Source organism: Ferrovibrio terrae, assembly GCF_007197755.1.
Lineage (GTDB): Bacteria > Pseudomonadota > Alphaproteobacteria > Ferrovibrionales > Ferrovibrionaceae > Ferrovibrio > Ferrovibrio terrae.
This window is the reverse complement of the sequence record NZ_CP041636.1, coordinates 2,859,734-2,886,447: the sequence shown is the minus strand read 5'-3', so window position 1 is coordinate 2,886,447 and position 26,714 is coordinate 2,859,734. Positions and strand designations below refer to the sequence as shown.

The following is a 26,714-nucleotide window of genomic DNA, read 5'->3' as shown; positions in this document are numbered from 1 at the left end:
TTTCGTGTCGTCAGCTTCCACCTCCGCCGCCGCGTCCACTGCTGACTCCCAGAATGGTATTTCTGGGCGTCTCAGCTTCATTGTCGGCCTCGTGCTGCTCGGCTTCCTCGGCCTGATCCCGGTTCTGTCGGTTGCCTTCGAGGACCCGTTCCTGCTCACGCTGTTCACCCGCATCGTCATCATGGCGATTGCCGCAGTCAGCCTGAATCTGATCCTCGGCTATGGCGGCATGGTCAGCTTCGGCCATGCGGCCTATATCGGCGTCGGCGGCTATACCGTCGGCATCCTCGCCTTCCATGGCGTGCATGCCGCCTGGATCCAGTGGCCGCTGGCGGTGATCATCTCCGGCATTGTCGCGGCGCTGATCGGCCTGCTGTCGCTGCGCACCAAGGGCATCTTCTTCATCATGATCACGCTGGCGCTGTCACAGCTGGTCTACTATCTCGGCAACGGTGCCTTCGCTTACGGCGGCGACGACGGCCTCAACATCATGAAGCGCTCGGATTTCGGCGGCCTGCTCAATCTCGATAACCGCCCGACCTTCTATTACCTGTGCTGGGTGATCCTGCTGGCGACGGTCTACTTCGTCCATCGCACGGTGAATTCGCGTTTCGGCATGGTGCTGCAGGGCGCGAAGTCGAACGACCGCCGCATGGCCACGATCGGCTTCCCGGTTCATCGCTATCAGCTCACGGCTTTCGTTCTGGCCGGCATGATCTGCGGCCTGGCCGGCGTGCTGACCGCCACCTTCACCGGCTTCATCAGCCCGGCGATGATGCACTGGTCGCGCTCCGGCGACCTCATCGTCATGGTCGTGCTGGGCGGCATGGGCAGCCTGTTCGGACCGGTCTTCGGCACCGTCGCTTTCCTGCTGCTGGAAGAGGTGCTGTCCAGCTGGACCGAATACTGGAAGATCGTGTTCGGCCCGATCCTGGTGCTGGTGGTGCTGTTCGCGCGCGGCGGTATCGATGGCGCGATGGTGCGCGGTCAGGCCGGCGCGCTGCTGGCCGGCCTCGCCGCCTTCTTCCTGCTTTATGGCGTTCACTCAGCCTATGAGGACGAATGGCTGATCCCGACTTTGATTCTGGTTGCCGCCTGCGCCCTGGCCTGGGTGGCGAAGTGGGCCATCGACCGCAAGGGGGCCCGCCATGACTGAAGTGCTCAAGGTTTCCAATCTGGTGAAGCGGTTCGGCGGTCTCACCGCCACCGACAATCTGTCGCTCGATCTGCGCGCGGGCGAGATCCATGCCGTGATCGGCCCGAACGGCGCCGGCAAGACCACGATGATCGGCCAGCTGATCGGCGAACTGCGTCCCGATGCCGGCAGCATCCATTTCATGGGCCAGGACATCACCGCGATGCCGGTGCATCTGCGGTCGGCCAGCGGCATTGCGCGCTCGTTCCAGATCACTTCGATCTTCCAGAACTTCACCGCGCTGGACAATGTCGCCTTCGCCGTGCAGGCGCATGACGGCCATTCCTTCCGCTTCTGGGCGCCCGCCCGCAAGGATCGGTCTTTACGCGATCCGGCCATGCAGGCGCTGGAACAGGTCGGCCTCGCCCATCGCGCCGACGTCATCGCCAGCGCGCTGAGCCATGGCGAACATCGCCAGCTCGAGATCGCCATGGCACTTGCCACCAAACCCAAGCTGCTGCTGCTCGATGAGCCGATGGCCGGCATGGGTCCGGAAGATTCCGCCCGCATGGTCACCATGCTGCGCGGCATCAAGGGCAGCGTCACTATTCTTTTGATCGAACACGACATGGATGCCGTTTTCGCGCTGGCCGACCGCATCACCGTGCTGGTCTACGGCCATGCCATCGCCACCGGCCTGCCCGACGACATTCGCCGCAACGCGCAGGTCCGCCAGGCCTATCTCGGCGACGAGGCGGCGGCGGAGTGAATGATATGACTGATCTTCTGACCGTCGACGCCATCGACACCTTCTACGGCCGTAGCCAGGTGCTGTTCGGCATGTCGCTGAACATCAAAGCCGGCGAAGTCGTCACGCTCATGGGCCGCAACGGCATGGGCAAGACCACCACGATCCGCTCGATCATGGGCCTGACCCCGGCGGCGCGCGGCCATATCCGCTTCCGCGATGCCGAGATCCGCGGCCTGCCCTCCTACCGGGTCGCCAAGGTCGGCGTCGGCCTGGTGCCTGAAGGCCGTCAGATTTTCCCCAACCTCTCGGTGAAAGAAAACCTGATTGCCACCGCCGCCAATCGTAACGGGTCGGCGCAACCCTGGACCTATGAACGGGTGATCGCGCTGTTCCCGCGCCTGGCCGAGCGGGCCGGCAATATGGGCAGCCAGCTGTCTGGCGGCGAGCAGCAGATGCTCGCGGTCGGCCGCGCCTTGATGACCAATCCGCATCTGCTGATCCTGGACGAGGCGACCGAAGGGCTTGCCCCCTTGATTCGCTTGGAAATCTGGCATTGCCTGGAGCAACTCAAGCAGGCCGGGCAGTCGATCCTGGTTGTGGATAAGAATATCGGCGCGCTGACCAAGCTGGCCAACCGGCATTTCGTGATCGAGAAAGGCCGCGTCGTCTGGCAGGGCAGTTCGGCCGATCTGCAGGCCGCGCCCGACATCCAGCACCGTTACCTCGGCATCTGAAATTTCATCAGTAAAATCGTGGACAGACGACCCGGCGCCGCCGCAAAGTAGGCGCGCGCAAGGCTTGGGATCGGGGGAGACCGCTCTGCGCCGAGGGGGAGCCCGGTTATGTACCACGACGACCTGCATCAGGCGGCTGAATACGCCCACGCGGCGGTGGCCAGCATGACGCGGTTTTCGATCCCGCCAACCCCGATCAATTTCACCATCTGGTACGAATACCATGCCGGCCGCGATCCGGCGCTCAGCCGCGCCATCGATGCGCTGCTGGCCGCCGGCACATCGTTCACGCCCGACACCACACTGCAGCTCTACGAGGAATACCTCAATCCCGCGCGCATGCTGCGGGCCTCGCGCGAGACCACCGAGAAGCTGCAGGAAGCGATGGACGAGTTGCGCAACTTCGTCGGCGCCGCCGAACAGGAAACGCGCACCTACGGCGACAAGCTGGAGGATTTCTCCGACAGCCTCGACAAGCAGGGCCATGCCCCCGCCTTCGGCTCGCTGGTCGGCGCGATGCTGCAGGAAACCCGCAGCATGCAGGAGCGCAACCAGTCGCTGGAAGATCGCCTGGCCGAGACCACGGCGGAAGTGCAGCAGCTGCGCGAGCATTTCGAGCAGGCTCGCCGTGAGTCGCTGTCCGACTCCCTCACCGGCCTGGCCAACCGCAAGAACTTCGAACAGACGCTGTCGCTGCTGACCAAGGCCGCACAGGACAGCGCCGAGCCGTTGACACTGATGCTGCTCGACATCGACCATTTCAAGCTGTTCAACGACCGCCACGGCCATCAGACCGGCGACACCGTGCTGCAGCTGGTCGCCCGCACGCTCAGCGACAATGTGAAGGGCCAGGATCTGGCTGCGCGCTATGGCGGCGAGGAATTCGCCCTGCTGCTGCCGCGCACCCGCGCCGACCAGGCCGTGAAGCTGGGCGACAACATCCGCGCGCTCATTGCCACCCGCAAGCTGGTCAAACGCCAGTCGGGCGAGACGCTCGGCCGCATCACCATTTCCGCCGGCGTCGCCGAATACCGGGTCGGCGAAGCGCTCAGCAGTTTCGTGCAGCGCGCCGATGCCGCGCTCTATGGCGCCAAACGCGAAGGCCGCAACCGCGTGGTTGCCGCAACGGAAGGCACTTCGACGCTCACGGAAACGGTTCTCCGCTCCTGACAAATCAGCTAGCGTTCCTCCCATAACGGGAGAGAAACGCATGGCCTGGAAGACCCTGATCGTCGACAAGACGGATGGCATCGCCACTGTCACCCTGAACCGCCCCGAGCGACTCAATGCGCTCAGCCTCGAACTGATGAGCGAACTGCTCAAGGCGCTGGAGGATATCGACCAGGACGCGTCGATCCGCTGCCTGCTGATCACGGGCGCCGGTCGTGGCTTCTGCTCCGGCGCCGACCTCGCCTCGGGCGATCTGAGCGCCGATGGCGGCATGCCCGATCTCGGCAAGGCTCTGCACGATCGCTACCATCCGGTGATCCGCAAGCTGGCCGCCTTCCGCATGCCGGTGGTCTGCGCCGTGAACGGTCCGGCCGCCGGTGCCGGCATGAGCCTCGCGCTGTGCGGCGATATCGTGATCGCGGCGAAGTCCGCCACCTTCCTGCAGGCCTTTGGCAATCTCGGCCTGGTGCCCGATGCCGGCAGCACCTTCTTCCTGCCGCGCCTGGCCGGCACGGCGCGCGCGCTCGGCCTTACCATGCTGGCCGAAAAACTGCCGGCCGAAACCGCCGCTGAATGGGGCCTGATCTGGCAATGCGTGGACGATGCCGAGCTGATGCCGGCCGCTATGAAAGTTGCGACCAAGTTTGCCAGCGGGCCCACGGTAGGCCTTGCGCAAATCCGCAAGCTGATCCGCCAGTCGGCCACCAACGGCCTGGATGCGCAGCTGGAAGCCGAGCGTGAAAGCCAGGTGATCGCCGGCCGCACCCGCGATTTCATCGAGGGCGTGACGGCCTTCCTGCAGAAGCGCGCGGCGAAGTTCAGCGGCAAGTAATGACGCCACAGCAGATCGCAGAAACCGTCGGCAAGCTGGTCGCCGAACGCGATATGGCTGGACGCAGGCTCGGTGTGCAGCTTGCCTCGGTGATGCCGGGCGGCTGCGTGCTACGCATGACGGTGCAGCCCGATATGGTCAACAGCGGCGGCACCTGCCATGGCGGCGTGATTTTCACCCTGGCCGACTCTGCGTTTGGCTATGCCTGCAACAGCTTCAACCGTGCTGCCGTGGCGCAGCAATGCGACATCACCTATCTGAAACCGGTCGCGGTCGGCACGGTTCTCACGGCCACAGCCGAACTGCGCGAAACGGCGGGGCGCAGCAGCGTCTACGATATGACGATACGCAATGAAGCGACCGGTGAGACTGTGGCGCTGTTTCGCGGCCTGTCGCGGGAAATTGGCGGCGAGATCATTCCGGGTCTGGGGACATAGCTATGGGCAAGCTCAACACCGAGATGAATCTCGCCGATGGCGATGCCACCTATGCCGCGCTGGTGAAGATGACCGAAGGGCTGGATGACGCGACCGCGCAGAAGGCGATGGCGAAGCTGGTGCTGCTGCTCGCCAACCATATCGGCGACCAGGACGTGCTCATTGAGGCGATGAAGATCGCGCGGGGGAAGGCTGCTTGATCAGCGGTGCCGCCGTGCGGCACCCAGCGTAATGCGGCGCGAGGGCGGCGGGGTCGCGGCCTTCTGGGCCTTGGCAATCGCCAACGCGGTCTGCGCCCATTTCACCGCTTCGTCGGCATCGTCGATCAGTTCGGCCGGCAGCTTCCAGTAGCTCATCTGCACCGGCTTGCCCTTGCTGTCATAGACGAAGGCCTCGCAGCCGCGCGCCTCGAAGGCCTTTTTGCTTTCGGCATCGGCCTTGAGATAGAGCGTGTCGTCATCGATCAGGGCGAACATCACGCCGCGCGAATAGACTCCGGCCCCGCCGAACATCGGGCGCACGCTCACCCCGCCCAGGGGGGCGAAGAGTTCCTGCACAAAGGCGGTGAAATCGCGACTCGCGGTCATGGCGCGGAAAAGATAGCCAAGCCGGTGGGGCCGGCCAAGTGGGCTTTGCACCCTGCGGCAAAATTTCCGGTGATGAGGCAAAAATGGGACCCCGGCTCAAGGCCGGGGCGATGGCTTATGATGTTGCAAGACCTATCGTCATCCCGGCCAAGCGCAGCGCGAGCCGGGATCCCATCTAGTGTTTACTGCTCCACAAACGCCTTTTCGATGACGTAATGGCCGGCGCCGGTGGTGGAACCTTCCACCCAGTGCATGGCATCCAGCATTTCGCGCATCTCGCCCAGCATCTGCGGGCTGCCGCAGAGCATCAGGCGGTCGGTCTCGATGTTGAGCGGCGGCAGGCCGAGATCGGCGAACAGCTTGCCCGAGCGGATCAGGTCGGTGATGCGACCCTGGTTGCGGAAATCCTCGCGCGTCACCGTCGGATAATAGAGCAGCTTCTGCTTCACATCCTCGCCGAAGAACTCGTTCTCCGGCAGCTCGCGGGTGATGTAATCCTGGTAGGCCAGCTCGCCCACGGTGCGCACGCCATGCACCAGCACGACGCGGTCGTAGCGCTCGTAGGCCTCATGGTCCTTGATGATCGACATGAAGGGCGCCAGGCCGGTGCCGGTGCCGAGCAGGTAGAGCGTCTTGCCCGGATGCAGGTTGTCCTGCAGCAGCGTGCCGGTCGCCTTGCGCCCGACGATGATCTTGTCGCCCACTTTCAGGTGCTGCAGCTTTGAGGTGAGCGGGCCGTCCTGCACCTTGATCGAGAAGAATTCGAGATGCTCTTCGTAATTGGCGCTCGCCATCGAATAGGCGCGCAGCAGCGGCTTGTTGTCGACGATCAAGCCGATCATGGCGAACTGGCCATTGATGAAGCGGAAGCTCGGATCGCGCGTGGTGCGGAAGGTGAAGAGGCTGTCGGTCCAGTGATGGACGAAGGTCACTTCTTCCTCGCGCAGATTGCCGCCGGGTTTCAGCAGCGGATGCGACGGCGTGGGAGCGACAGTGGCGGCGGCGGCTTGGGAGGACATGGGCTTGAATCCGTTTAGGGACAGCACGGGACGAAGATGGGGCTGACCGGAACTCACGGCCTAAATCATATGTACACATATAATATGATTCCGGCCCTTTGAACAGCGCATATTTCGCATTCCACGGACGAAATCAAGGTTTAGACGGAATACACAAGAAAGCGGTGTTTAAATGACTCCGCTACGCCGCAGCCAGCGGCGCCGGAATTATTTTAAGTATAAAATACTTTTTTGCGCGCGCAAGCGGGTTGTGAGACACCCCTCACGCCATCCTGTTGAGATGGCCGGGTCAAGTCCGGCCATGACGGTGTCAGGCCGGCGGCCGCTTAGCGGCCCTTCTGCTTGCGCCAGGCATCGAAATCCACCTTGGTCTGCGGATCGGTGGCCGGATACAGCCCCTTGATCGAACGGCCGCCCAGCACCTGTTCGGTGACGAAATCCTCGAACGCCGTCATCTCGACCGCCTCGGTGGCGATGTCGTCGGCGATCTCATGCGGGATCACCATCACACCATCGGCATCGCCCACGATCACGTCGCCCGGAAAAACAGCCGCATCGCCGCAGCCGATCGGCACATTGATGTCGATCGCTTCATGCAAGGTCAGGTTGGTCGGCGCAGACGGACGGCTGTGGAACGCCGGAATCTTCAGCGCTGCGATCTCGCCTGAGTCACGGAAGCCGCCATCGGTGACCACGCCGGCCACGCCGCGCACCATCAGCCGCGAGATCAGGATCGAGCCGGCCGAGGCCGCGCGCGCATCCTTGCGGCTGTCCATCACCAGCACCGCGCCGGGCGGGCAGATTTCCACCGCCTTGCGCTGCGGGTGCTCGGGGTTCTGGAACACGGTGATCGGATTGCGGTCTTCGCGCGCCGGCATGTAGCGCAGGGTGAAAGCCTCGCCCACCATGGTCGGCAGCGAGGGATTGAGCGGCATCACATCCTGGATGAACTGGTTGCGCAGGCCGCGCTTGTACAGCGCCGTGGCCAGCGTCGGCGTGCTGACGGTCTTGAGCTTGGCGATGGTTTCGGGTTTGACAGCCACAGGGAAGTCCTTCCTGACTTATGAAAGTGTCGCGCCTTGCGCGTCGACATAGAGGGCATAGAGCGACTGGCTTGAGGCCATGAACAGGCGGTTGCGCATCGCCCCGCCGAAACACAGATTGGCGCAACGTTCCGGCAGGGCGATGCGCCCAATCGCGCGGCCATCGGCGTTGAACACCATCACGCCATCCAGATCGTCGCTGCCCATGCCCCAGCCGCACCACAGATTGCCGGCAGTATCGACGCGGAAACCATCGGATGTCCCGGCGCCGCAATCGATGAACAGCTTTTTGTTGCTGAGCGTCTTGCCGCCGTTGATGACGTCATAGACATGGATCAGGCGGTTGGGTGCCGCGAGCGACTCCACGACATAGAGTTTGCTCTCGTCCGGCGAAAACGCGAGACCATTCGGGCCGTTCAGGCCTTCGGCCGCGACGCTGAGCTCGCCGCTCTCGGGGTCGAGGCGATAGACATACTGCGGCAGTTCCGACGTGCCCTTGCGGCTTTCGTAATTGCTGTTCACGCCGAAGACCGGGTCGGTGAACCAGACGCTGTCATCGGATTTCACCACGATGTCGTTCGGCGAATTGAAACGCTTACCCTCGAACCGGTCAGCCAGCACGGTGATGCTGCCGTCGTATTCGGTGCGGGTGATGCGCCGCGTCTCATGCTCGCAGGTCACCAGCCGTCCCTGCCGGTCGCGCGTATTGCCGTTGGCATGATTGGACGGCTGGCGGAAGGTGGTGACAGCATTGGTCTGCTCGTCCCAGCGCAGCATCCGGTTGTTCGGGATGTCGCTCCAGATCAGGCAGCGCTGGTCGCCGAACCAGACCGGTCCTTCGGCCCAGCGGAAGCCGGTGGCGAGCTTTTCCACGGCAGCCGTGCGCAGCCGCAGTTTGGCGAAACTGTCGTCCAGCACCTGCACGGCCGGATCGGGGTAGCGAGACGAGCCGGTCCACATCAGAAGATATCCGGTTCGCGCACGGGGGCGCCAAAATCGGTTTCGAGGAAGTCGAAGTCGCAGCCCTGGTCGGCCTGCTTGATATGCTTGGAGAACATCCAGCCATAGCCGCGCTCGTAGCGCACCTCGGGCTGCTTCCAGGCCGCCTTGCGTTTGGCCAGTTCGGCGTCCGACACATCCAGCGTGATGGTGCGCTTGTCGACATCGAGCGAGATGATGTCGCCATTCTGCACCAGCGCCAGCGGCCCGCCGATATAGGATTCCGGCGCCACATGCAGGATGCAGGCGCCGTAGGAGGTGCCGCTCATGCGCGCATCCGACAGACGCACCATGTCGCGCACGCCCTGCTTCACCAGTTTCTTCGGAATCGGCAGCATGCCCCATTCCGGCATGCCGGGCCCACCGAGAGGACCGGCATTGCGCAGGATCAGCACGTGGTCGGCAGTGACATCCAGGTTTTCGTCATCCGTCGCCTTCTTCATCGAAGGATAATCGTCGAACACCAGCGCCGGGCCGGAATGCTTGAGGAAGCGCGGTTCGCAGGCGCTCGGCTTGATCACGCAGCCATCCGGCGCGAGGTTGCCCTTCAGCACGGCCAGCGCGCCCTCGGCATAGATGGCCGTCTCGGTGCTGCGGATGACATCGTCGTTATGCACCTGGGCATGGGCGATATTCTCGCCCAGCGTCTGGCCGCTGACGGTGACGACATCGAGATGCAGGTGATCCCTGATGCGGGTCATCAGCGCCGGCAGACCGCCGGCATAGAAGAAGTCTTCCATCAGATACTCTTCGCCTGACGGACGGATATTGGCGATCACCGGCACCTTGCGGCTGGCGATCTCGAAATCCTCCAGCGAGATGTCCTGCCCGGCGCGGCGTGCCATTGCAATGAGGTGAATAATGGCATTCGTCGAGCAGCCCATCGCCATGGCGACGGCAATGGAATTCTCATAGGCCTTGCGGGTCTGGATCTTCTGCGGCGTCAGGTCTTCCCACACCATGTCCACGATGCGACGGCCGCATTCGCTGCTCATGCGGATATGACCGGCATCCGCGGCGGGAATGGAGGATGCGCCCGGCAGGGTCATGCCGATGGATTCAGTGATCGCCATCATCGTGGCGGCCGTGCCCATGGTCATGCAGGTGCCGTAAGAGCGCGCGATGCCGGCTTCGATGTCGTTCCATTCCTGGTTCGAGATATTGCCGGCGCGGCGCTCGTCCCAGAATTTCCAGGCATCCGAGCCCGAGCCGAGGATCTTGCCTTTCCAGTTGCCGCGCAGCATCGGGCCGGCCGGCAGGTAGATCATCGGCAGGCCGGCGCTGGTGGCGCCCATCATCAGGCCGGGCGTGGACTTGTCGCAGCCGCCCATCAGCACCACGCCGTCGACCGGATGGCTGCGGATCAGCTCCTCGGTCTCCATCGCCAGCATGTTGCGATAAAGCATGGTGGTGGGCTTGACGAAACTTTCGGACACGGAGATTGCTGGCAGTTCGATCGGCAGGCCGCCGGCCTGCAGCACGCCGCGCTTCACGTCTTCCACGCGATGCTTGAAATGCGCGTGGCAGGGATTGATGTCGGACCAGGTGTTGACGATGGCGATCAGCGGCTTGCCGGTCCATTCGGTGGCGGCATAGCCCATCTGCATGATGCGCGACCGGTGGCCGAAGCTGCGCAGATCATCTGGCGCGAACCAGCGGGCGCTGCGGAGCTGGTCTGGGGTTTTCTTTTTGCTGGTCATCGGGGGGACTCTTGAAAATGAATGGGGCGGGCATCGCTGCCCGCCCCGTCATGCGAACAGTTATTCCGGCTTGATCTTGCCGACCTCGATCACGGTTTTCCAGCGGGCAATCTCGGCAGCCAGGAAGGTTTCGAATTCCTTGCTGCTATTGGCCACGACATCGAAGCCGATATCGTTGAACTTTGCCGTCATATCAGCCGATTTCAGGCCGGCGATCATGTCCTTTTCCAGCCGGGCGCGAACAGCCGGCGGCAGGCCCTTGGGCGCAGCGGCGGCCTGCCAGGAATACACTTCCACGTCCTTGACGCCGGCTTCGGCGAGCGTCGGCACGTCCGGCAGCGCCGCATTGCGCTTGTCGGCGGTGACGGCGAGCGCCTTCAGCTTGCCGCCGCGCACATGGTTGGCGATGGCGCCGAGATTCTGGAAGGACACGTTGGCATGGCCGCCGATCAGGTCGCCGATGGCCGGCCCGCCGCCCTTATAGGGAACATGCACGCCCACCGTGCCGGTCTTCTGCATGAACAGCGCGGCCGTCAGATGGTCCGACGAGCCGGTGCCCGACGAGGCGAACGACACCTTGTCCGGGTTCTTCTTCAGATACTCGATCAGTTCCTTCACGTTATTCGCCGGGAAGCCCGGATGCGCCACCAGCACGTTCGGCGTGCGCACGGCGACCGTGAGGAGATCGAAATCCTTCATCGGATCGTATTTCAGGTCGGGGAACAGCGCCGGATTGATGGCAAACACACCGATCGAGCCGACCAGGATGGTGTAGCCGTCGGGCGCAGCCTGCTTCAGCAGCGTGGCGCCCAGCGAGCCATTGGCGCCGGCGCGGTTGTCGATCACCACGGTCTTGCCGAGGCTGTCGGTCAGCTTGGCGGCGACGTTGCGCGCCGTGATATCCGAGGCGCCGCCGGCCGGGAACGGCACGATCATCGTGACATTGCGGTCGGGATAGGTCTGGGCCTGGGCTTGATTCACTTGGGCGGAGCCGAACAGGGCTGCGCTGGCCAGCAGGCCGAGCGCGGCAGCGCCGACAAAGCGCCGCGTGTGGGATTGCGTCATCAGGTTTCCTCCTCCTTGATTCTTATGGCCGGGATTAAAGCACTAATGCATTAGTGCGTCAAACCGGATGCCATGCTATAGACGGGTCCATGACTGTGACCCTGACCCGCCTCGCCCTGACCCCGCTGCGCGACCGTTCGCGGCTGGCGGCGCCGCAGGTATTCGACCATCTGCGCGATGCGATCATCAATCTGGAGCTGGTGCCGGGCACGGTGCTGTCGCGCACCGAGTTGCAGCTGCAGTTCGGACTGAGCTCCACCCCGATCCGCGACGCGCTGATGAAGCTGGCCGAGGAAGCCCTGGTCGAGATCTTTCCGCAGCATGCCACCAGGGTCAGCCCGATCGACCTGGACCATGCACAGCAGGCCGCCTTCCTGCGCCGCTCGATCGAGATCGAGATGGTGCATACCCTGGCCAGCCAGTCCGATCCCAGGCTGATCGAGCAGCTGCGCCAGACGCTGCGCCTGCAGCAGGCCTTTGGCGAGAGCGGCGACCTGACGCAGTTCGATGCGCAGGACCGGCTGTTCCACAGACAGATGTATGACGCCGCCGGCGTTCCCGACCTGTGGATCCTGGCCCGCCGGCATAGCGGCCATATCGACCGCCTGCGCCGTCTGCATCTGCCGATGACCGGCAAGGTGCATCAGATCATGCGCGACCACAGCGCCATCGTGGATGCCATCGCGGCTGGCGATCCGGTCCGGGCCGCGCAGGAGGTGCGCGACCATCTTTCGCGGTCGCTCGCCTTCGTGTCCGGCATCCGGGCGCAATACCCGGCTGGCTACTTCCGCGACTGATCAGACCAGCTTCGGCACCGCCGCCGCCAGCATCGCAACGCCCGAGGCCGTCAGCAGCCCGAGCACGATGCGGCGGAAAGCCGCCTCGCTGATGCCGATATAGAGCCGCGCCCCCAGCAGCGTGGGGATCAGCATGGCCGGCAGCACGATGGCCAGCATCGGCAGGGTGGCGGTGGTGATCACGCCGGTGCCGATATAGCTGGCGAGCGTGACGCCCAGCATGCCGAGATTGAAATTCTGGATCACCGCGCGCTGGGTATCCTTGGGCATGCCGCGCAGGGTGCACCACAGGGTGGGGATGGCGCCCGAGACGCCGCCGATCCCGCCCAGCACGCCGCCGGCGAAGCCCGCCGCAGCATCGGCAAGGCGTCCGCCCCCACGCACCCGGGGCAGCCGGTGGGCCAGCAGCATGACCGGGCAGATCACCACCAGCAGACCGCCCAGCGCCAGCTTGAACAGGTCGACGTTCAGCAGCGGCAGGATGCCGACGCCGACCGGAATGCCGGCCAGGCCGCCGGCCACGAAGGGCAGCAGCAGCCCGAGATCGAAACCGCGCCGCACCGTGAGCGCCGCCAGCAGCTGGCCGCTGAAGCCGCCGAACACCGCCATGGCGGCGACCAGCTGCGGGTCGATCCACCAGGCCCAGACCGCCGACGCCACCATGGCGAAGGCGAAACCGGACAGGCCCTGGACGAAACCGGCCAGCGCCGCCCCGAGGGCGACGACGAGAAACAGCGGATCCACCGGACTGCCTGGGTCGGACTTACATCATGTTCCGGGTGGCGGTCGGCAGACTGACCACCAGGCCGTCCAGCGCGTCGGACATGATGAGCTGGCAGCCGAGCCGCGAGGTCTTGGTCAGGCCGAAGGCGAGGTCGAGCATGTCTTCCTCGTCGGGCTTGGCAGCCGTCAGTTTGCCGTACCAGTCGGGGTCGATGATGACATGGCAGGTCGAGCAGGCCAGCGAGCCCTCGCAGGCGCCCTCGATGTCGATGCCGTGCTTGTGGGCGATCTCCAGCACCGAGAGGCCGTTGGACGCATCGACCTCGACGCGCTTCCCGTCCGGCTGGATGAAGGTCATTTTCGGCATCGCTCAGGGGCTCCGGGGCTTCAGCCCGCACGGCGCGGACGGGGTGGATATATCGCCTGCAGCGCCGCTCAGCAACCGACAGGATTTCACTTTAAGTTTTATATAATAATCAATATTTTTCACATACTTATGATTTATATATAATCCGAAACATCACTTTCGCTTGCGCTGCCAGAGCTTGCACCAGGCCTCGATCGCCCGGTCGACGTCCTCAGGCCGGCTGGCCCAGCCCAGGCTGAAGCGGATCGCCTCGCGCGCCGCCGCCTCGGGCAGGCCCATGGCGGTCAGCACATGGCTCGGCGTCACCTTGCCCGACGAACAGGCCGAGCCGGCCGACACGGCGACACCGGCCAGGTCGAGCGCCATCACCTGGGTCTCGGCCGGCACCCCGGGCATGCCGATGCACAGCGTATTGGGCAACCGAAGACCAGTCCCGTAAACCGGGGCTTCCGGGCAGACCGCCAGCAATCCGGCCTGCAGCCGGTCGCGCAAAGCGGCCACGGTCTTCATGCCGTACATACCCTGCTGGGCCGCCGCCGCCGCCGCCCCGAAGCCGGCGATGCCGCCGAGATTCTCGGTGCCGGCCCGCATGCCCTTCTCCTGCCCGCCGCCGCGCAGGAGGGGGGCCGGGGTCCAGTCGTCGCGGGTGATCAGCGCGCCGACCCCGGTGGGCCCGCCCAGCTTGTGGGCGGACAGGGTGAGGAAGTCGGCATCGAGCTGGCTGAGGTTGACCTGGATCTTGCCCGCCGCCTGCACGGCGTCGCAGAGCAGCAGCGACTGGTGCGCATGGGCCAGCCGGGCGGCCTCGGCCACCGGCTGGATCGCACCGGTCTCGTTGTTGGCGAGCATGAGCGCGACCAGCGCCGGACCAGGATGGGCCGCCTGCGCCGCGCCGAGCGTCGCCTCGAGTGCCCCCAGGGAAACCACGCCATCGGCTCCCGCCACCACCTCATAGGTCGGCAGGCCGGCATGGCGTGCCGGACGCAGCACCGAGTCGTGCTCAATCCCGGTAATGACCAGGCTTTTGACCCCGGCGCCCTCAAGGGCCAGCCGCAGCGCCAGATTATTTGCCTCCGTCCCGCCCGAGGTGAAGACCACACGGCGGGCCTCGGCACGGACCAGATCGGCGACCTGGCCGCGCGCGATATCGGCGATTCCGCGCGCGTTGCGGCCAAAACGGTGCACCGACGACGGGTTGGCGGGTGCCTCCAGCGCCGCCAGCAGGGCGGTCCGGGCCTCCGGCCGCAGCGGCGCGGTTGCGTTATAGTCAAGGTAGCTGGAGTTCATTTCCTGCTTTTAAGCTTGAATTTCGCTCTGCCGAGTATGGTAAAAGTGATCCTGCTTCAACTGATTTTCAGCGCCGCCCCTCCCCAGAGGCGCCAAAGTGACGAACCGAGATGCCTGACATCATATTCCCCGGCCCTGACGGACGGCTCGAAGGCCGTTATACCCACGGGCCGGAGGTCAATGCGCCGATCGCGCTGATCCTGCATCCCCACCCGCTGTATGGCGGGACGATGAATAACAAGGTCACCTATAACCTGTTCCACGTTTTCGCCAAGCGCGGTTTTTCCGTGCTGCGCTTCAACTTCCGTGGCGTGGGCCGCAGCCAGGGCACCTTTGATAACGGCCAGGGCGAGCTTTCGGATGCCGCCTCGGCGCTTGACTGGCTGCAGGGCGTGAATGCCAATGCCTCGGCCGTCTGGATCGCCGGCTTCTCGTTCGGCGCCTGGATCTCGATGCAGCTGCTGATGCGCCGCCCGGAAATCGACGGCTTCATCTCGGTGGCGCCGCCGGCCGGCATGTTCGATTTCGGCTTCCTCGCGCCCTGCCCCTCCTCGGGGCTGATCATCCAGGGCACCGAGGACAAGATCGTGGCCGAGCCCGAAGTCGCCAAGCTGGCGCAGCGCCTCGCGCTGCAGAAGGGCATCAAGATCGACTACAAGAAGGTGCAGGGCGCCGACCATTTCTTCGAGGGCAAGCTCGACGAACTGACGGCGGCGGCCGACAAGTATGTGAAGACCAGCTTCACGCCGACCTCGGCCCGCGCCGGGAAGGGCGCGCAGGCAGCCAGCAACAACACGCCGCAGTCGTAAGCGTCTTCTCCGCGACATCGCAAAAAAAATGGGACCCCGGGTCAAGCCCGGGGTGACGCTCTTATGTATTCCCGTCACCCAGGCCAAGCGTCAGCGCAAGCCGGGGTCCCATTTACCGGCAGCGGATTGCCGTAGATATCGGTGAGATCGACGATGGTGCTCTCACTCCGCGCTGATAGCGGCAGGGGCACGCGACGCGGCGGCAGCCGCGGCGGTTCTGCGGGCGTCTCCGCACTCGCGGCACTCTCCACCGCGCTTAGCACGGGCTTATTTTCGCTTAACTGAGTCTTATTCTCCGGTTTCGCTGCCGCATCAGCAGCTTGCGTTACCGCCTGCGCCGCTGCACGCGCAGCATCCGCGCGGCAGTAGGACTCGAATTCGGCATCCATCTGTTTGCGTTCGACGGCAAGCCGTTTGCGAAAGGCCTGGTTCGGCGGCCGGCGACCGCTGTCGGCCAGCCGCGCGATCACGTCGCTGTTTTCCGTGATGCCCTCGCCCCAATCCTGGCCCTGGGCGGTTTGCACAAGCTGCGCGATCAGCATGGCGTCAGGCCTGTCGGCGCTGCGCGCGAGACGCACCACGGCTTCACGGCTGACGGTTTCGAGTTTGAGCTGGCCGAGCAGCCGGCGCCGTTCGCGCGCCTGCCGCAGCAGATACTGGAAACGCAGGCTGCCGCGCAGATGACGCCAGAGCCGGTCTTCGTCGATGCCGAGCGCGGCACAGACCGCCGTCGGCGTTTCGCCATCGATCAGCAGCGCTGCGCCGCGTTTCCAGTCGATCCGCACGCGTTTGCGGCCCGCACTGCCAACAGGGCGCGCGGGATGAGTGTCGTTCAGAGCCATGGTGGCCTCCAGAGCATGAAACTGTAGAGGCGGATCAGGATAACGCGGCACTGGCTCTATGTAAACAAAAAAAGAACATTGATAGGATATTATTCTTATACCGCTTCTTTTTGTCATGCCCGCGCCCGGCGGCTTTGCCGCCTTATATATGCTGTCACGCAAAGCGCGACGGGCGGGCATCCACGCGACCGCACGACTGGGTTCCCGCTTTCGCGGGAACGACGATTGGGGTTTCGCCTTCTCCGCCTTATCTGATGGATGCATGTTCGCCATTCCGATCCGCCCCGCCATCGACAGCGATGCCAAGGTTATCGCCGCCCTGATCCAGCGCACGCTGCGGGTCAGCAATGCGGCCGACTATTCCGTGGCCGAGATCAGCCGCCTGTTCGCCAGCTTTTCGGCCGGCGGCATGCTGGAGCGCATCCAGCGCCAGGATGTGTTCGTCGCCGAGATCGACGGCGAGATCGTCGCCACGGTGGGCTATGCCGGCGGAGAACTCTGGGCGCTGTTCGTCGTGCCCGAGCGACAGCGGCTGGGACTGGGCAGCATGCTGGTCGCGCATATCGAGGCGCATGCACGCCAGCGCGGCGATGCGCAACTGGCGCTGTCAGCCTCGCTCACCGGCGTCGAATTCTATGAACGGCTCGGCTATCACCGCATCCGCGCGCTGACGCATCGTAGCGGCGCGACCTATGCAATGGTGAAGGCGCTGGACTGACTGCATCCGTGGCCGCCCACGGAAAACAGGCAATTTCAAATCCCGGCCTTTCCAAAAAGTAATGTCCTCCGGTTGCAGCGTAACCGGCAAGTAACTCGCGTTTCGATATGGCCGCTCCATACTGGGATCACGGAGGAAATAGGCCATGTCTGTCTTCAATCGGATGAAAGCTTTCCTGTTCAGCGATGATGCAGCGGACGCCCCCGCGCCCCGTCGCACTGCCGGCGCACCGCATCTGCGGGTAGTTGCCGGCGCCGCCCCGCTGCCGCGCAAAATCCAGGCCGGCAATCTTCAGATGATCGGCCTGCAGGCCGTGCGCGACGCGCTCGGCGATGACTGGGCCAAACGTCGCGAGACCATCCACAGCATCGTCGAAGGCGTGATCCGCGAGCGGCTCGATGCCGGCGACACCCATTACCATCTTGAAAACGACGACTATCTGGTGCTGTTCCTGCAACTGAATCATGCGCAGGCGAAGGCCAAGGCCGCCGCCATCGCGCAGGAGGCCGAGCGCCTGATCCTGGGCGAGCTGCCGGAACACCACATCCACATCGCCTCCACCGTTGCCGAAGTCGACAGCAGCTTCCTGGCCAGCAAGGTGAACTCGATGGACGAACTGCTGCAGCATGTGAAGGCCGGCGGCGTCGAAACGAACGGTGCGACGACTGCCAGCGGCGACGTGCTGATGTTCGGCGACGAGCCGGTGCATGACGGTTTTGCCGAGACCGCGCAGCAGCGGCCCGCGCCGATGATGGGCGCCGGACCGGACCTGACCGATCTCGACCAGTCGCTCGACATGCTGTTCCAGAAAAAGAAGAGCGCATCCTTCCTGAAGGAATGCCAAGCGTCCTTCTATCCGAATTTCAGCGTCAAGCGCCGCGCCTTCTCCTTCTACACCGTGCATGTCACGCATATGCCGACCGGCCGCACCGCCGATGCCAGTGACCCGATGCTGGAAGACCCCGAGGAGCTGGAATTCCTGCTCGACCGCTACCGGCTGACCACCGCTTTGCTCGGCCTGCACCGCATGGTGACTGGCGGCCACAAGGGCTTCATCACCATTCCGGTGACGTTCGCCACGCTGGCGACCTCGCGCACACGCAATATCTATCTCGAACGTTTCAAGGACCTGCCGGCCGGCCTGTTCCGCAGCCTGTCGATCGTGATGACCAACATCCCGAACGGCACGCCGGGCAGCCGCATCGCCGATGCCTTCAATTACGTCCAGCGTTACTGCGCCGTGCGCACGCTGAATCTCGCACCCGACCCGCGCCTGATCGACCTCTATGCCCAGACCGGCTGCCATGCCTTCTCGACCGGCCTGCCGACCGAGATCGCCGATCCGGCGGCGCGGTTCCAGGCGCTGTCGGCTTTCACCAAGCGGGCCGCCTGGCACAAGATGGAATCGATCCTGTGGAATGTGAATGATGCCACCGGGCTGGAACTCGGCGTCAATGCCGGCTTCGGCTTCCTGTGCGGCGATGCGGTTGCGCCGCAGATCGCCACGCCGGGCCACCGCCAGGCTTTGCGCGCCGACCATATCCCGCAGCGGATGGTGGTGGCTTAGGGACTGGAAGGCCCCCGCATCGGACCGGCACGACCTATGCTATGGTGAAGGGGCTGTAGGGCACCCTATACTCACGAAGGAAACCGCCACTCGCAACAGAGCGAGTGGCGGTCAATCATTAACACTGTCCACATGCGCTACAGCATGGCGCGCAGACAACGCCACATGGCTTTCCAAAACTATCTGTTTTTTGAGAGCAGGAAGCCATTCTGGTCGTTCCGTTGCTACAACTACAGGAGTGCCCTGGAGCAGGACCCGATGGAGTACATGCCCCCTGAGAAAGTTGAGACTTACCGAGCTGCTTTAGTTTTTGCACCGCAGCGGAATCATCGAGGATGGTGATACTCGCAACCTCATTAGAGGCATACGACGTCGTTCCAAACGCAAAGCAAAAGAGCATCGCGAATAAGAGTAGCACTCGCATTTTCATGAACGCCCCCTTTTGTCCAGTGTTCAGACTGGGTGACAATAGGCCCAGCAATAATCGATGCGAATTTAATTTTGAAAAAACTTCAGAAATACATACGGACGTATGTGATTTTAGTGAGCCGCAATGCACATGTATGCAAGATTTAAATAAGAGCTAAAGCTTGTACACTCTTCCACCACTCACGGGCACACTCACCCCCGTGGTGCCCGGCAGACTGAGCGGCAACCCACGCACGGCGCGCGCGGCGAGGAAGGCGAAGGCTTCGGCTTCGAGATGATCGCCATTCCAGCCGACCGCCTCGACGGCTTCGACCGGCATGTTGAGATGCTGGGTCAGCAGCTTCATCAGCGTCGCATTGTGGCGTCCGCCGCCACAGACGAGGCAGCGCAGCGGCCGCTGCGGCAGATGGCTTAAGCCGCGCGCCACCGATGCTGCCGTGAAGGCCGCGAGCGTCGCCGCGCCGTCTTCCACCGAAAGTCCTTCCACGGCGGCTGACGTGAAGTCGTTGCGGTCGAGCGATTTCGGCGGGCGTGTATTGAAATACGGATGGTCGAGCAGGCGCGCGAGGCGATCTGCATTCGCTGCACCCGCTGCCGCCGTTGTTCCGCTTTCATCATGCGCGACATTGGCATGCCGCAGCATCCAGTCATCAATGAGGGCATTGCCCGGGCCGGTGTCGAAGGCGATCAGGTCGCTCTCGCTCTCACTGCCGATATAGGTGACATTGCCGACGCCGCCGAGATTGAGCACCAGCAAGGGCGGCGCGAGCTGCGCATGCCGGGCGAGCGCCAGATGATACAATGGCACCAGCGGCGCGCCCTGCCCGCCCATCGCCACATCCATGCTGCGGAAGTCGCTCACCGTGCCGATGCCGGTGAGTCGGGCCAGCAGCGCGCCGTCACCGGCCTGCCATGTCCGTCTCTCGCCCGGCCTGTGCAGCAGGGTATGGCCATGGAAGCCGAGCCAGGCGATGTCACGCGCCGTCATGCCCGCCTTGTCCAGCAACGCCTGCACGGCAGCAGCATGCGCCACCGCCAGGTCGCGGCTTAAGCTTAAAGGATGGCCGGGGCCGTCGTTGAGGCAGGCGCGGATACGGGCGCGCAAGGCAGGCTCATAGGGCAGCGTCAGCGCCGGGCCGAAGCCGGAAATCCCGACGCCATCCGTGCGCAGCAGGGCGGCGTCGATGCCGTCCATCGAGGTGCCGCTCATCAGGCCGATAAACCAGGGATTCTGTGGCAAACCGGGGCTTTCCGGAACTAGGCGAGTCTGGGGCCATATGTTAGACCATCGGGCCATTAAAGCCCATCATACCGAGCAGCCCAGATGACCGAGTTCAAATCCGATTTCCTGCGCACCATCTCGCAGCGCGGCTATCTGCACCAGTGCACCGATCCGGAAGCTCTGGATGCCCTGGCGAGCCGGCCGGCCGGCATCACCTGCTATGTCGGCTATGACTGCACCGGGCCGAGCCTGCATGTCGGCCATCTGCTCTCGATCATGATGCTGCGCCGCCTGCAGCAGGCCGGCCACAAGCCGATCGTGCTGATGGGCGGCGGCACCACGAAAGTCGGCGACCCGTCGGGCAAGGACGAGGCGCGCAAACTGCTGACCAATGATGACATCGCCGCCAACATGGCGAGCATCAAGACGGCGTTCTCGCGTTTTGTGACCTTCGGTGACGGGCCGTCGGATGCCATCATGGCCAACAATGCCGAATGGCTGGATCAGCTGCAGTATATCGATTTCCTGCGTGACTACGGCCGGCACTTCTCGGTCAACCGCATGCTGTCATTCGACAGCGTGAAGCTGCGGCTGGAGCGCGAGCAGCCACTCAGCTTCCTCGAATTCAACTACATGATCCTGCAGGCCTACGACTTCGTAGAACTCGGCCGCCGCTACAAGTGCAATCTGCAGATGGGCGGTTCGGACCAGTGGGGCAACATCGTCAACGGCGTCGAACTCGGCCGCCGCTCGGCCGACATGAGCCTGTACGGCCTGACCTGCCCGCTGCTGATGACCGCTTCGGGCCAGAAGATGGGCAAGACGGCGTCAGGCGCGGTGTGGCTCAACGAGGACCTGCTGCCGACCTATGACTACTGGCAGTACTGGCGCAACTGCGAAGACGCCGATGTCGGCCGCTTCCTGCGGCTGTTCACCGACCTGCCGCTGGACGAGATTTCAAAGCTCGAAAACCTGCAGGGCGCCGGGCTGAACGACGCCAAGAAGGTGCTCGCCACCGAGGCGACCGCGCTGTGCCGTGGCCGCGAGGCTGCCGAGATCGCCGCCGACACCGCGAAGAAGGCCTTCGAGCAGGGCAGCTTCGGCGGTGCGCTCCCGGTGGTGAAAGTCGAGCGCGTCCGGCTTGAGGCCGGCATCGAAGCCTTCGCGCTGGTGCTGGAAGCGGGTCTCGCCAAATCCGGCGGCGAGGCACGGCGTCACATCCGCGGCAATGCGATCAAGCTCAACGACGCGGTGGTGACCGAAGAGACGCAGCGGATTTCAGCGGCCGATCTCGGCAGCGACGGCCGCCTGCGTCTCAGCTTCGGCAAGAAGCAGCATGTGCTGATCGAGGCGGCGTAAGCCCCCGCTTCTCAGCGTCAGTGCCGGCCGTCATTCTGGTTGTAGCGCATGATGCGGCCGTGGCGGCCGGTCTTGTCGCGCTCGATATCGTAGCAGTCGCCCGGCGGTCCTGAGCGTTTCGCCAGCACGGCGTCCAGGCGCGCGCGTTCGGCGTCGCTGAGCCGCATCGCATTGATGCGCAGGTTGCCGGCGAGATGCTTCGTCGAGGTCGCGCCGACGATGGCGCCGGCCACACCCGGGCGGTCGAGCACATAGCGCGTCGCCACCTGGCCGATGCCGGCCTCATGCGCGCGACCGATCTCCTGCAGGGTGGCGAGCAATTCCTGGAACAGCGCCCAGCCGCCGAAATCCTCGATGATCAGCTTGTATTTGGTGAGAGACCGATTTTCGAGCGGTTCCTGCGGCTCAGGCACACCGAGCCAGGCCTCACTCAGGAATCCGCCAGCCAGTGTCCCGTAGCAGAGCAGCCCGATTTTATGCTGCCGGCAGAATTCGGCCAGGCCGCGCTCGGGCCGCGAGTCCAGCACGGAATACTGCACCTGTGTCGCCGCCACCGGCACACCGGCATTGACGATCTCACGCGTGGTGGCGGTGTTGAAATTGGTCAAACCCAGCAGGCGGATCTTGCCGGCCCTGCGCAGTTCGTCCAGCACCTGCATCGCCTCGACATAGCCGGGCACGGCATAATTCCACCAGTGGAACTGCACCAGATCGAGCCGTCCGACGCGCAGGCGCTGCAATGAGCGGTCGATGATGCTTTCGACATAGGCACGGTCGCAACTGGTCAGGCGGTCATAGTCCGGGACGAACTTGGTATGGATCTCGATGCGTTTCCCGAGTTCGGGATAGGCGGCGCTGAAATCGCCGATCAGTTCCTCGACGCCGGTGTAATGGTCGGCGCAGTCGAAGCTGGTAATCCCGGCCTCGACAAACGCGGCCATGTCGTCGATGGCCTGTTGGCGATCGACTTCGCCATGGCCGCCGGCCAGATGCCAGCCGCCCTTCAGCAGCCGCGACATCGTATAGCCCGGCACCAGTTCATACCGCTCGACCATGATCCTTACGCCTTGCTGTCGTCGTTGCCGCTCAAAGGGACTGCGGTGGTTTCGGAATGGCGGAAGTCGCGCTTGGCCACCCGCCGGATGCGGAACCGTGCCGTGCAGTTCGGGTCCGGGCAGGCGACCAGCGCGTCGGTGCTCATCCAGTCATTCGGATGCGTCTCGCGCTGCTTGGCCGGCAGCAGCGGCAGCAACGCCGCCAGCGTGTAGATCGACCAGGACTGGCCGGGCGGGAGATGCAGCTGCTCGCCATGCAGTTCGAAATGGTCGCCGGGTTTGGCGGCGCAGAAGCAGCGCCCGCCGTCGCCCGGCACCCACTCGATGCGCAGGTCGTAGAGACTGAAACTGTCGTCGGCCATTACGGCTTGACGTTCAGCTCTTTGGCGACCGCCGGGATCGCCGCCCTGTATTCGGCCAGCGCGGCCTTGGCTTCCGGCGCCTTCTTGCCGGCTTCGGCCAGCCATTCGTCGGTGACGAACTGCAGCTTGCCGCGCAGTTCCTCGAGCAGCTTGCCGTCCACGTTGGTCACCTTCACGCCGGTTTCGGCGAACTTGGCCAGCGCGGCGGCTTCCTTGGCTTCCCACACCGTGGCGAAACGCTTCGCCATCGCCTCACCCGACAGTTTGGTGATCGCGTCGCGGTCCTTGGCGTCCAGCCCCTTCCACTTGGCCTCGTTGATCACCATGAACTGGCTCGAATGGGCGAAGCCGCCGGGCACGAAGCTGGCGACCGGCATATGCTGGGTCATGTTGAAGGCGATCACGGTTTCCTTCTGCTGGAACATGCCCTGGATCACGCCGCGCGAAATCTGCTCATAGGCTTCGCTGAGCGGCGAGGAAATCGGCGTCATGCCGAGCGCCTTGGTGATGCGCTCGACGGTGACGCCCGGGATGCGGATCTTGATGCCGTTGACGGCATCCAGGCTGGTCAGCGCATTGGCCTTGGTGAACAGCTGGTACGGGCCGTTGGTCCACAGGCCGAGCAGATGCGTGCCTTCATGCTCGTTATGCTTGGCGAAATGCTTCGAGTAGGTGCGCCAGTAGGCCAGCGAATTCACCACCGAATGATCGGCAGTGAACGGCAGTTCGCCCATCTCGGTCAGCTTGAAGCGGTTCGGCGTATAGGCATGCACGCCGAAGGCGACATCGGCCACGCCGTTCTTGACCAGATCGAAATGCGCCGGCGGTGCGCCCAGTGCCGGCAGGATCTGCAGCTTGACGCGGCCTTCGGTGGCCTTTTCGACATCCGCGGCCCAGGGCGTGACCATCTCGGTGACGACATGATGCGTCGGCGGCAGCCAGTTGGAGAATCGCAGCACGGTCTGAGCCTGTGCTGAAGCAGAGACGGTCGTGGCCGCCACGGCGGCGAGGATGAGGGTACGGCATGCGGTCATGATGGGCCTCTTACATGAGTGATGGCAGGAAGGTGGCAATGGCAGGAAACGCAATCAGCAGGATAATGCGGACGACATCGGCGGCAACGAAGGTGCCGACGCCGGCGAAGATGGTCTTCATCGGGATATGCGGCAGCAGCGTGTGCATCATGTAGACATTCATGCCGACCGGCGGCGTGATCAGCGCGACCTCGATCAACGTGATCATGATGACGCCGAACCAGACCGGGTCGAAGCCGGCGGCGCTCACGATGGGGAAGATGATCGGCAGGGTGAGCAGGATCATCGACATGCTTTCAAGGAAGCAGCCGAGCACCAGATACAGCGCGCAGATGATCAGGATCAGGCCGAGCGGGCCGATCTCCAGCCCGGTGAACCAGCCGGTCAGCGCCTGGGTGAAACCGGCGATGGTGATGAACTTGGAGAAGATCAGCGCGCCGACCAGCACGAAGAACAGCATCGTGGTGGTGGCCGCGGTATCGGCCAGGATGGCGAACAGCCGGCGCCAGCTGAGCTTGCGGCGCGCCAGCGCGATGACGAAGGCGCCGACCGCGCCGATACCGGCGGCTTCGGTGGGCGTGAACACGCCGCCATACATGCCGCCGATCACCAGCAGGAACAGGCCCAGCACCGTGGCGGTGCCGCGCAAGGCCAGAAAACGCTCGCGCCAGCTGCTGCGTTCGCCCGCCGGACCATCCTGCGGCCGCAGCGTGACGGCGACCAGCACGGCGCCGATATAGAGCAGCGCGCCGAGCAGGCCAGGCAGCACGCCGGCCATGAACAGCTTGCCGATATCGGTCTGCGTCATGATGCCGTAGACCATGAAGGCGACGCTGGGCGGGATCATGATGCCCAGCGTTCCCGCCGAGGCGATGCTGCCGGCGGCGAGGCCATCGGCATAGCCGTAGCGCTTCATGGAGGGATAGGCGACTTTCGACATCGCCGCCGCCGTGGCCAGGCTGGAACCGCAGACGGCGGCGAAAGCCGCGCAGGCAATGACGGTGGCAATCGCCAGGCCGCCTTTCAGATGACCGACAAACTTGTAGGCGGCGTCATACAGCTCGCGCGAGACATCGGCCTCGTTGATCAGGTTGCCCATCAGGATGAACAGCGGAATCACCGACAGGGCGTAGGAGTTCACGGTGCTGAAGGTGGTTTCCGCCACCATATAGGCAGTCGGGTCCCAGCCCAGCATCCACAGGAAGCCGGCGATGCCGGGCAGCGCCATCGCCACCGCGATCGGCACTTCGACCACGATCAGCGCCAGCATGGCGACGAGTGCGACGATGGCAGCCGTCATCCGAGTTCGGCTCCCGCGCCGCGCTGGCTGAAGCAGGCGCAGATCGCGCTGGCCACACTGCTGGCGGCGCCGAACCAGGCCACCCAGCTCAGCGGCAAATCAATGAAGGGCGCCAGATCGCCGGCGCGATGAAAGGTCTGCCCCATGCGGACCAGCGTGACGGCGAGATAGGCGAATAACGCGACGAGCAACAGGCGGCGCAGCCAGCGCATGCCTGAGTCCAGCACGGGCTTGCGCCGGGCCAGCATGCTCAGCATGCCGGCGCGCACATGTTCGTCGCGGCGGGTGACGCCCGGCAAGGCGGCGAAGACGGTCAGCGCCACCAGGATGGCGGTGAGTTCATAGGCGCCGGTGACCGGGCGGTTGAAGCTGCGGAACACCACATCGAGGAAGGCGACGATGGCCATCGCCAGCAACGCCAGGCCCGCGGCGATGGCGAAAGCCATGTCGAGGCGGCCGACCAGCGATCTGGCCGAAGAAGGACTGGCACTCTGGCGGTCTGACATCTGGCGGCTTCGCCACCCCCGGATTTGATATGTGATCACAGTAGAGAGGCGAGGGAAATTCTGTCAAGCTGAGTCCATGCCGAGCAAACGCCTGCCTGGACGCGCAAAGCACAAACCTGTCGTTTCCCGCCCAATACGCGGGCAACCGGATCGTGTTTTGAGCGACCGCGCCTCCGCTGTACGCCGCGCCGTCGCGCCGGTCGCCCGCGACACCGTACAGGACCGGGTCTATGCCGAACTGGGCGATGCGCTGATCTGCGGCCGGCTGCAGCCCGGTCAGCCTTTGACCATTCGCGATCTTGCCGCCGCTTTCGATACCAGCGTGATGCCGGTGCGCGAGGCGCTGCGCCGCCTGATCGCCGAGAAGGCGCTGGAAGGCCAGGCGCAACGCTCGGTGCGCGTGCCGGCAATGACGCCGGAACGTCTGGCCGATCTGCGCCGCACCCGGCTTCTGATCGAAGGCCATGCGGCCGAACTGGCGGCCGCGCATGTCACCCCTGCTTTGCTGGCGGCGCTCACGGCGGCCGATGCCGCCTATACCACTGCTGCCGAAACCGGCGATGCCGATGCCGAACTGCTGTGCAACCAGCGTTTCCATTTCACCCTGTATGACGCCTGCGGCTCGCCCAGCCTGCTGGCGATCATCCGCTCGCTGTGGCTGCAGTCCGGTCCGTATATCCGCACCGCCGTGGAGCGCCATTCCGACCGTCACAAGCCGAGCCAGCGCGGCACGCGCGGCAGTTTCCATACCAAGATCGTAGCGGCCCTGCGCAAGGGCGATGTAGCGGCTGTGCGCCGTGCCCTGGAAGCGGACTTGAGCTGGGCGTTCGATCTGCTGGACAGCCGGGGCTGAGCCGCATCTCGG

General features: G+C 64.3%; 29 protein-coding genes. 13 read left to right on the top strand and 16 right to left on the bottom strand.

Annotated features, from left to right (window positions below; genetic code table 11):
* Positions 1-4: 4 nt before the first annotated feature.
* From FNB15_RS14020 to FNB15_RS13990, 7 genes are all read left to right on the top strand, one after another.
* Positions 5-1,156, top strand: a complete 1,152-nt coding sequence (locus FNB15_RS14020) for a branched-chain amino acid ABC transporter permease (RefSeq protein WP_246068691.1) — start codon at positions 5-7, stop codon at positions 1,154-1,156.
* Positions 1,149-1,904, top strand: coding sequence for an ABC transporter ATP-binding protein (locus FNB15_RS14015; RefSeq protein ID WP_144069300.1), 756 nt, complete (start codon positions 1,149-1,151; stop codon positions 1,902-1,904). The genes FNB15_RS14020 and FNB15_RS14015 overlap by 8 nt, the downstream gene beginning before the upstream one ends.
* Before the next feature lie 5 nt (positions 1,905-1,909).
* On the top strand, positions 1,910-2,620 hold the full coding sequence (locus FNB15_RS14010; protein ID WP_144069299.1) for an ABC transporter ATP-binding protein: 711 nt from the start codon (positions 1,910-1,912) through the stop codon (positions 2,618-2,620).
* Positions 2,621-2,728: 108 nt separating this feature from the next.
* Positions 2,729-3,790, top strand: a complete 1,062-nt coding sequence (locus tag FNB15_RS14005; RefSeq protein ID WP_144069298.1) for a GGDEF domain-containing protein — start codon at positions 2,729-2,731, stop codon at positions 3,788-3,790.
* 40 nt (positions 3,791-3,830) lie between these two features.
* A complete protein-coding gene (locus tag FNB15_RS14000) occupies positions 3,831-4,622 on the top strand; it encodes an enoyl-CoA hydratase-related protein (protein ID WP_144069297.1) in 792 nt (263 codons plus the stop codon).
* Complete coding sequence (paaI, locus tag FNB15_RS13995; protein ID WP_144069296.1) at positions 4,622-5,059, top strand: hydroxyphenylacetyl-CoA thioesterase PaaI; 438 nt, start codon at positions 4,622-4,624, stop codon at positions 5,057-5,059. The genes FNB15_RS14000 and paaI overlap by 1 nt, the downstream gene beginning before the upstream one ends.
* 2 nt (positions 5,060-5,061) lie before the next feature.
* Positions 5,062-5,259 (top strand): DUF2783 domain-containing protein, encoded by a 198-nt coding sequence (locus tag FNB15_RS13990; RefSeq protein ID WP_144069295.1) that lies wholly within the window; start codon positions 5,062-5,064, stop codon positions 5,257-5,259.
* Here FNB15_RS13990 and FNB15_RS13985 read toward each other — a convergent pair whose 3' ends face one another.
* The 6 genes from FNB15_RS13985 to FNB15_RS13960 all read right to left on the bottom strand — a co-directional run bounded on the left by FNB15_RS13985 (position 5,260) and on the right by FNB15_RS13960 (position 11,472).
* Positions 5,260-5,646 (bottom strand): TfoX/Sxy family protein, encoded by a 387-nt coding sequence (locus FNB15_RS13985; RefSeq protein ID WP_144069294.1) that lies wholly within the window; start codon positions 5,644-5,646, stop codon positions 5,260-5,262.
* Positions 5,647-5,828: 182 nt separating this feature from the next.
* Complete coding sequence (locus FNB15_RS13980; protein ID WP_144069293.1) at positions 5,829-6,665, bottom strand: ferredoxin--NADP reductase; 837 nt, start codon at positions 6,663-6,665, stop codon at positions 5,829-5,831.
* A gap of 326 nt (positions 6,666-6,991) precedes the next feature.
* Positions 6,992-7,708, bottom strand: coding sequence for a ribonuclease activity regulator RraA (locus FNB15_RS13975; protein ID WP_144069292.1), 717 nt, complete (start codon positions 7,706-7,708; stop codon positions 6,992-6,994).
* Between the two features lie 18 nt (positions 7,709-7,726).
* Positions 7,727-8,668, bottom strand: coding sequence for an SMP-30/gluconolactonase/LRE family protein (locus FNB15_RS13970; protein WP_144069291.1), 942 nt, complete (start codon positions 8,666-8,668; stop codon positions 7,727-7,729).
* On the bottom strand, positions 8,668-10,407 hold the full coding sequence (gene araD, locus FNB15_RS13965) for an L-arabinonate dehydratase (protein WP_144069290.1): 1,740 nt from the start codon (positions 10,405-10,407) through the stop codon (positions 8,668-8,670). The genes FNB15_RS13970 and araD overlap by 1 nt, the downstream gene beginning before the upstream one ends.
* 60 nt (positions 10,408-10,467) lie before the next feature.
* Entirely contained in the window at positions 10,468-11,472 is a 1,005-nt protein-coding gene (locus FNB15_RS13960; protein WP_144069289.1) for a Bug family tripartite tricarboxylate transporter substrate binding protein, read from the bottom strand.
* An 89-nt stretch (positions 11,473-11,561) separates the two neighbouring features.
* Between FNB15_RS13960 and FNB15_RS13955 the strand changes: the two genes are divergently transcribed.
* Complete coding sequence (locus FNB15_RS13955; RefSeq protein ID WP_144069288.1) at positions 11,562-12,269, top strand: GntR family transcriptional regulator; 708 nt, start codon at positions 11,562-11,564, stop codon at positions 12,267-12,269.
* On the opposite strand, the gene FNB15_RS13950 is transcribed toward FNB15_RS13955, so the two are convergent.
* The 3 genes from FNB15_RS13950 to FNB15_RS13940 form a co-directional block, all read right to left on the bottom strand.
* Positions 12,270-13,013, bottom strand: coding sequence for a sulfite exporter TauE/SafE family protein (locus tag FNB15_RS13950; RefSeq protein ID WP_144069287.1), 744 nt, complete (start codon positions 13,011-13,013; stop codon positions 12,270-12,272). It lies immediately after the preceding gene.
* A gap of 19 nt (positions 13,014-13,032) precedes the next feature.
* Positions 13,033-13,359 (bottom strand): ferredoxin family 2Fe-2S iron-sulfur cluster binding protein, encoded by a 327-nt coding sequence (locus FNB15_RS13945; RefSeq protein ID WP_144069286.1) that lies wholly within the window; start codon positions 13,357-13,359, stop codon positions 13,033-13,035.
* A 153-nt stretch (positions 13,360-13,512) separates the two neighbouring features.
* Positions 13,513-14,646 carry a cysteine desulfurase family protein gene (locus FNB15_RS13940; protein WP_144069285.1) on the bottom strand — a complete coding sequence of 378 codons (1,134 nt, stop codon included), beginning with the start codon at positions 14,644-14,646 and terminating at the stop codon, positions 13,513-13,515.
* A 110-nt stretch (positions 14,647-14,756) separates the two neighbouring features.
* On the opposite strand from FNB15_RS13940, the gene FNB15_RS13935 reads away from it, so the two are divergent.
* On the top strand, positions 14,757-15,455 hold the full coding sequence (locus FNB15_RS13935) for an alpha/beta hydrolase (RefSeq protein WP_144069284.1): 699 nt from the start codon (positions 14,757-14,759) through the stop codon (positions 15,453-15,455).
* Between the two features lie 74 nt (positions 15,456-15,529).
* Here FNB15_RS13935 and FNB15_RS13930 read toward each other — a convergent pair whose 3' ends face one another.
* Complete coding sequence (locus FNB15_RS13930) at positions 15,530-16,297, bottom strand: hypothetical protein (RefSeq protein WP_144069283.1); 768 nt, start codon at positions 16,295-16,297, stop codon at positions 15,530-15,532.
* Positions 16,298-16,559: 262 nt separating this feature from the next.
* Between FNB15_RS13930 and FNB15_RS13925 the strand changes: the two genes are divergently transcribed.
* Both FNB15_RS13925 and FNB15_RS13920 read left to right on the top strand, forming a co-directional pair.
* On the top strand, positions 16,560-17,015 hold the full coding sequence (locus tag FNB15_RS13925; protein WP_185973557.1) for a GNAT family N-acetyltransferase: 456 nt from the start codon (positions 16,560-16,562) through the stop codon (positions 17,013-17,015).
* Positions 17,016-17,160: 145 nt separating this feature from the next.
* The gene (locus tag FNB15_RS13920; RefSeq protein WP_144069281.1) at positions 17,161-18,582 is read left to right on the top strand and encodes a hypothetical protein; all 1,422 of its coding nucleotides are present in this window, start codon (positions 17,161-17,163) and stop codon (positions 18,580-18,582) included.
* A 583-nt stretch (positions 18,583-19,165) separates the two neighbouring features.
* Here the strand turns inward: FNB15_RS13920 and FNB15_RS13915 are convergent.
* On the bottom strand, positions 19,166-20,221 hold the full coding sequence (locus FNB15_RS13915) for an anhydro-N-acetylmuramic acid kinase (RefSeq protein WP_144258766.1): 1,056 nt from the start codon (positions 20,219-20,221) through the stop codon (positions 19,166-19,168).
* A gap of 114 nt (positions 20,222-20,335) precedes the next feature.
* Between FNB15_RS13915 and tyrS the strand changes: the two genes are divergently transcribed.
* Entirely contained in the window at positions 20,336-21,592 is a 1,257-nt protein-coding gene (tyrS, locus tag FNB15_RS13910) for a tyrosine--tRNA ligase (RefSeq protein WP_144069280.1), read from the top strand.
* A gap of 17 nt (positions 21,593-21,609) precedes the next feature.
* On the opposite strand, the gene FNB15_RS13905 is transcribed toward tyrS, so the two are convergent.
* From FNB15_RS13905 to FNB15_RS13885, 5 genes are read right to left on the bottom strand one after another with little or no spacing between them, the layout of a single operon-like run.
* A complete protein-coding gene (locus FNB15_RS13905; protein ID WP_246068690.1) occupies positions 21,610-22,647 on the bottom strand; it encodes an aldo/keto reductase in 1,038 nt (345 codons plus the stop codon).
* Between the two features lie 5 nt (positions 22,648-22,652).
* Positions 22,653-23,009 carry a TIGR04076 family protein gene (locus tag FNB15_RS13900; RefSeq protein ID WP_144069278.1) on the bottom strand — a complete coding sequence of 119 codons (357 nt, stop codon included), beginning with the start codon at positions 23,007-23,009 and terminating at the stop codon, positions 22,653-22,655.
* Complete coding sequence (locus tag FNB15_RS13895; protein WP_144069277.1) at positions 23,009-24,043, bottom strand: TRAP transporter substrate-binding protein; 1,035 nt, start codon at positions 24,041-24,043, stop codon at positions 23,009-23,011. Before FNB15_RS13895 ends, FNB15_RS13900 begins: the two co-directional genes overlap by 1 nt.
* Positions 24,044-24,053: 10 nt before the next feature.
* Positions 24,054-25,343, bottom strand: coding sequence for a TRAP transporter large permease (locus FNB15_RS13890; RefSeq protein WP_144069276.1), 1,290 nt, complete (start codon positions 25,341-25,343; stop codon positions 24,054-24,056).
* On the bottom strand, positions 25,340-25,849 hold the full coding sequence (locus tag FNB15_RS13885) for a TRAP transporter small permease (protein ID WP_144069275.1): 510 nt from the start codon (positions 25,847-25,849) through the stop codon (positions 25,340-25,342). The genes FNB15_RS13890 and FNB15_RS13885 overlap by 4 nt, the downstream gene beginning before the upstream one ends.
* Before the next feature lie 157 nt (positions 25,850-26,006).
* On the opposite strand from FNB15_RS13885, the gene FNB15_RS13880 reads away from it, so the two are divergent.
* Positions 26,007-26,702, top strand: coding sequence for a GntR family transcriptional regulator (locus FNB15_RS13880; RefSeq protein ID WP_221932654.1), 696 nt, complete (start codon positions 26,007-26,009; stop codon positions 26,700-26,702).
* The last annotated feature ends 12 nt before the right edge of the window (positions 26,703-26,714 follow it).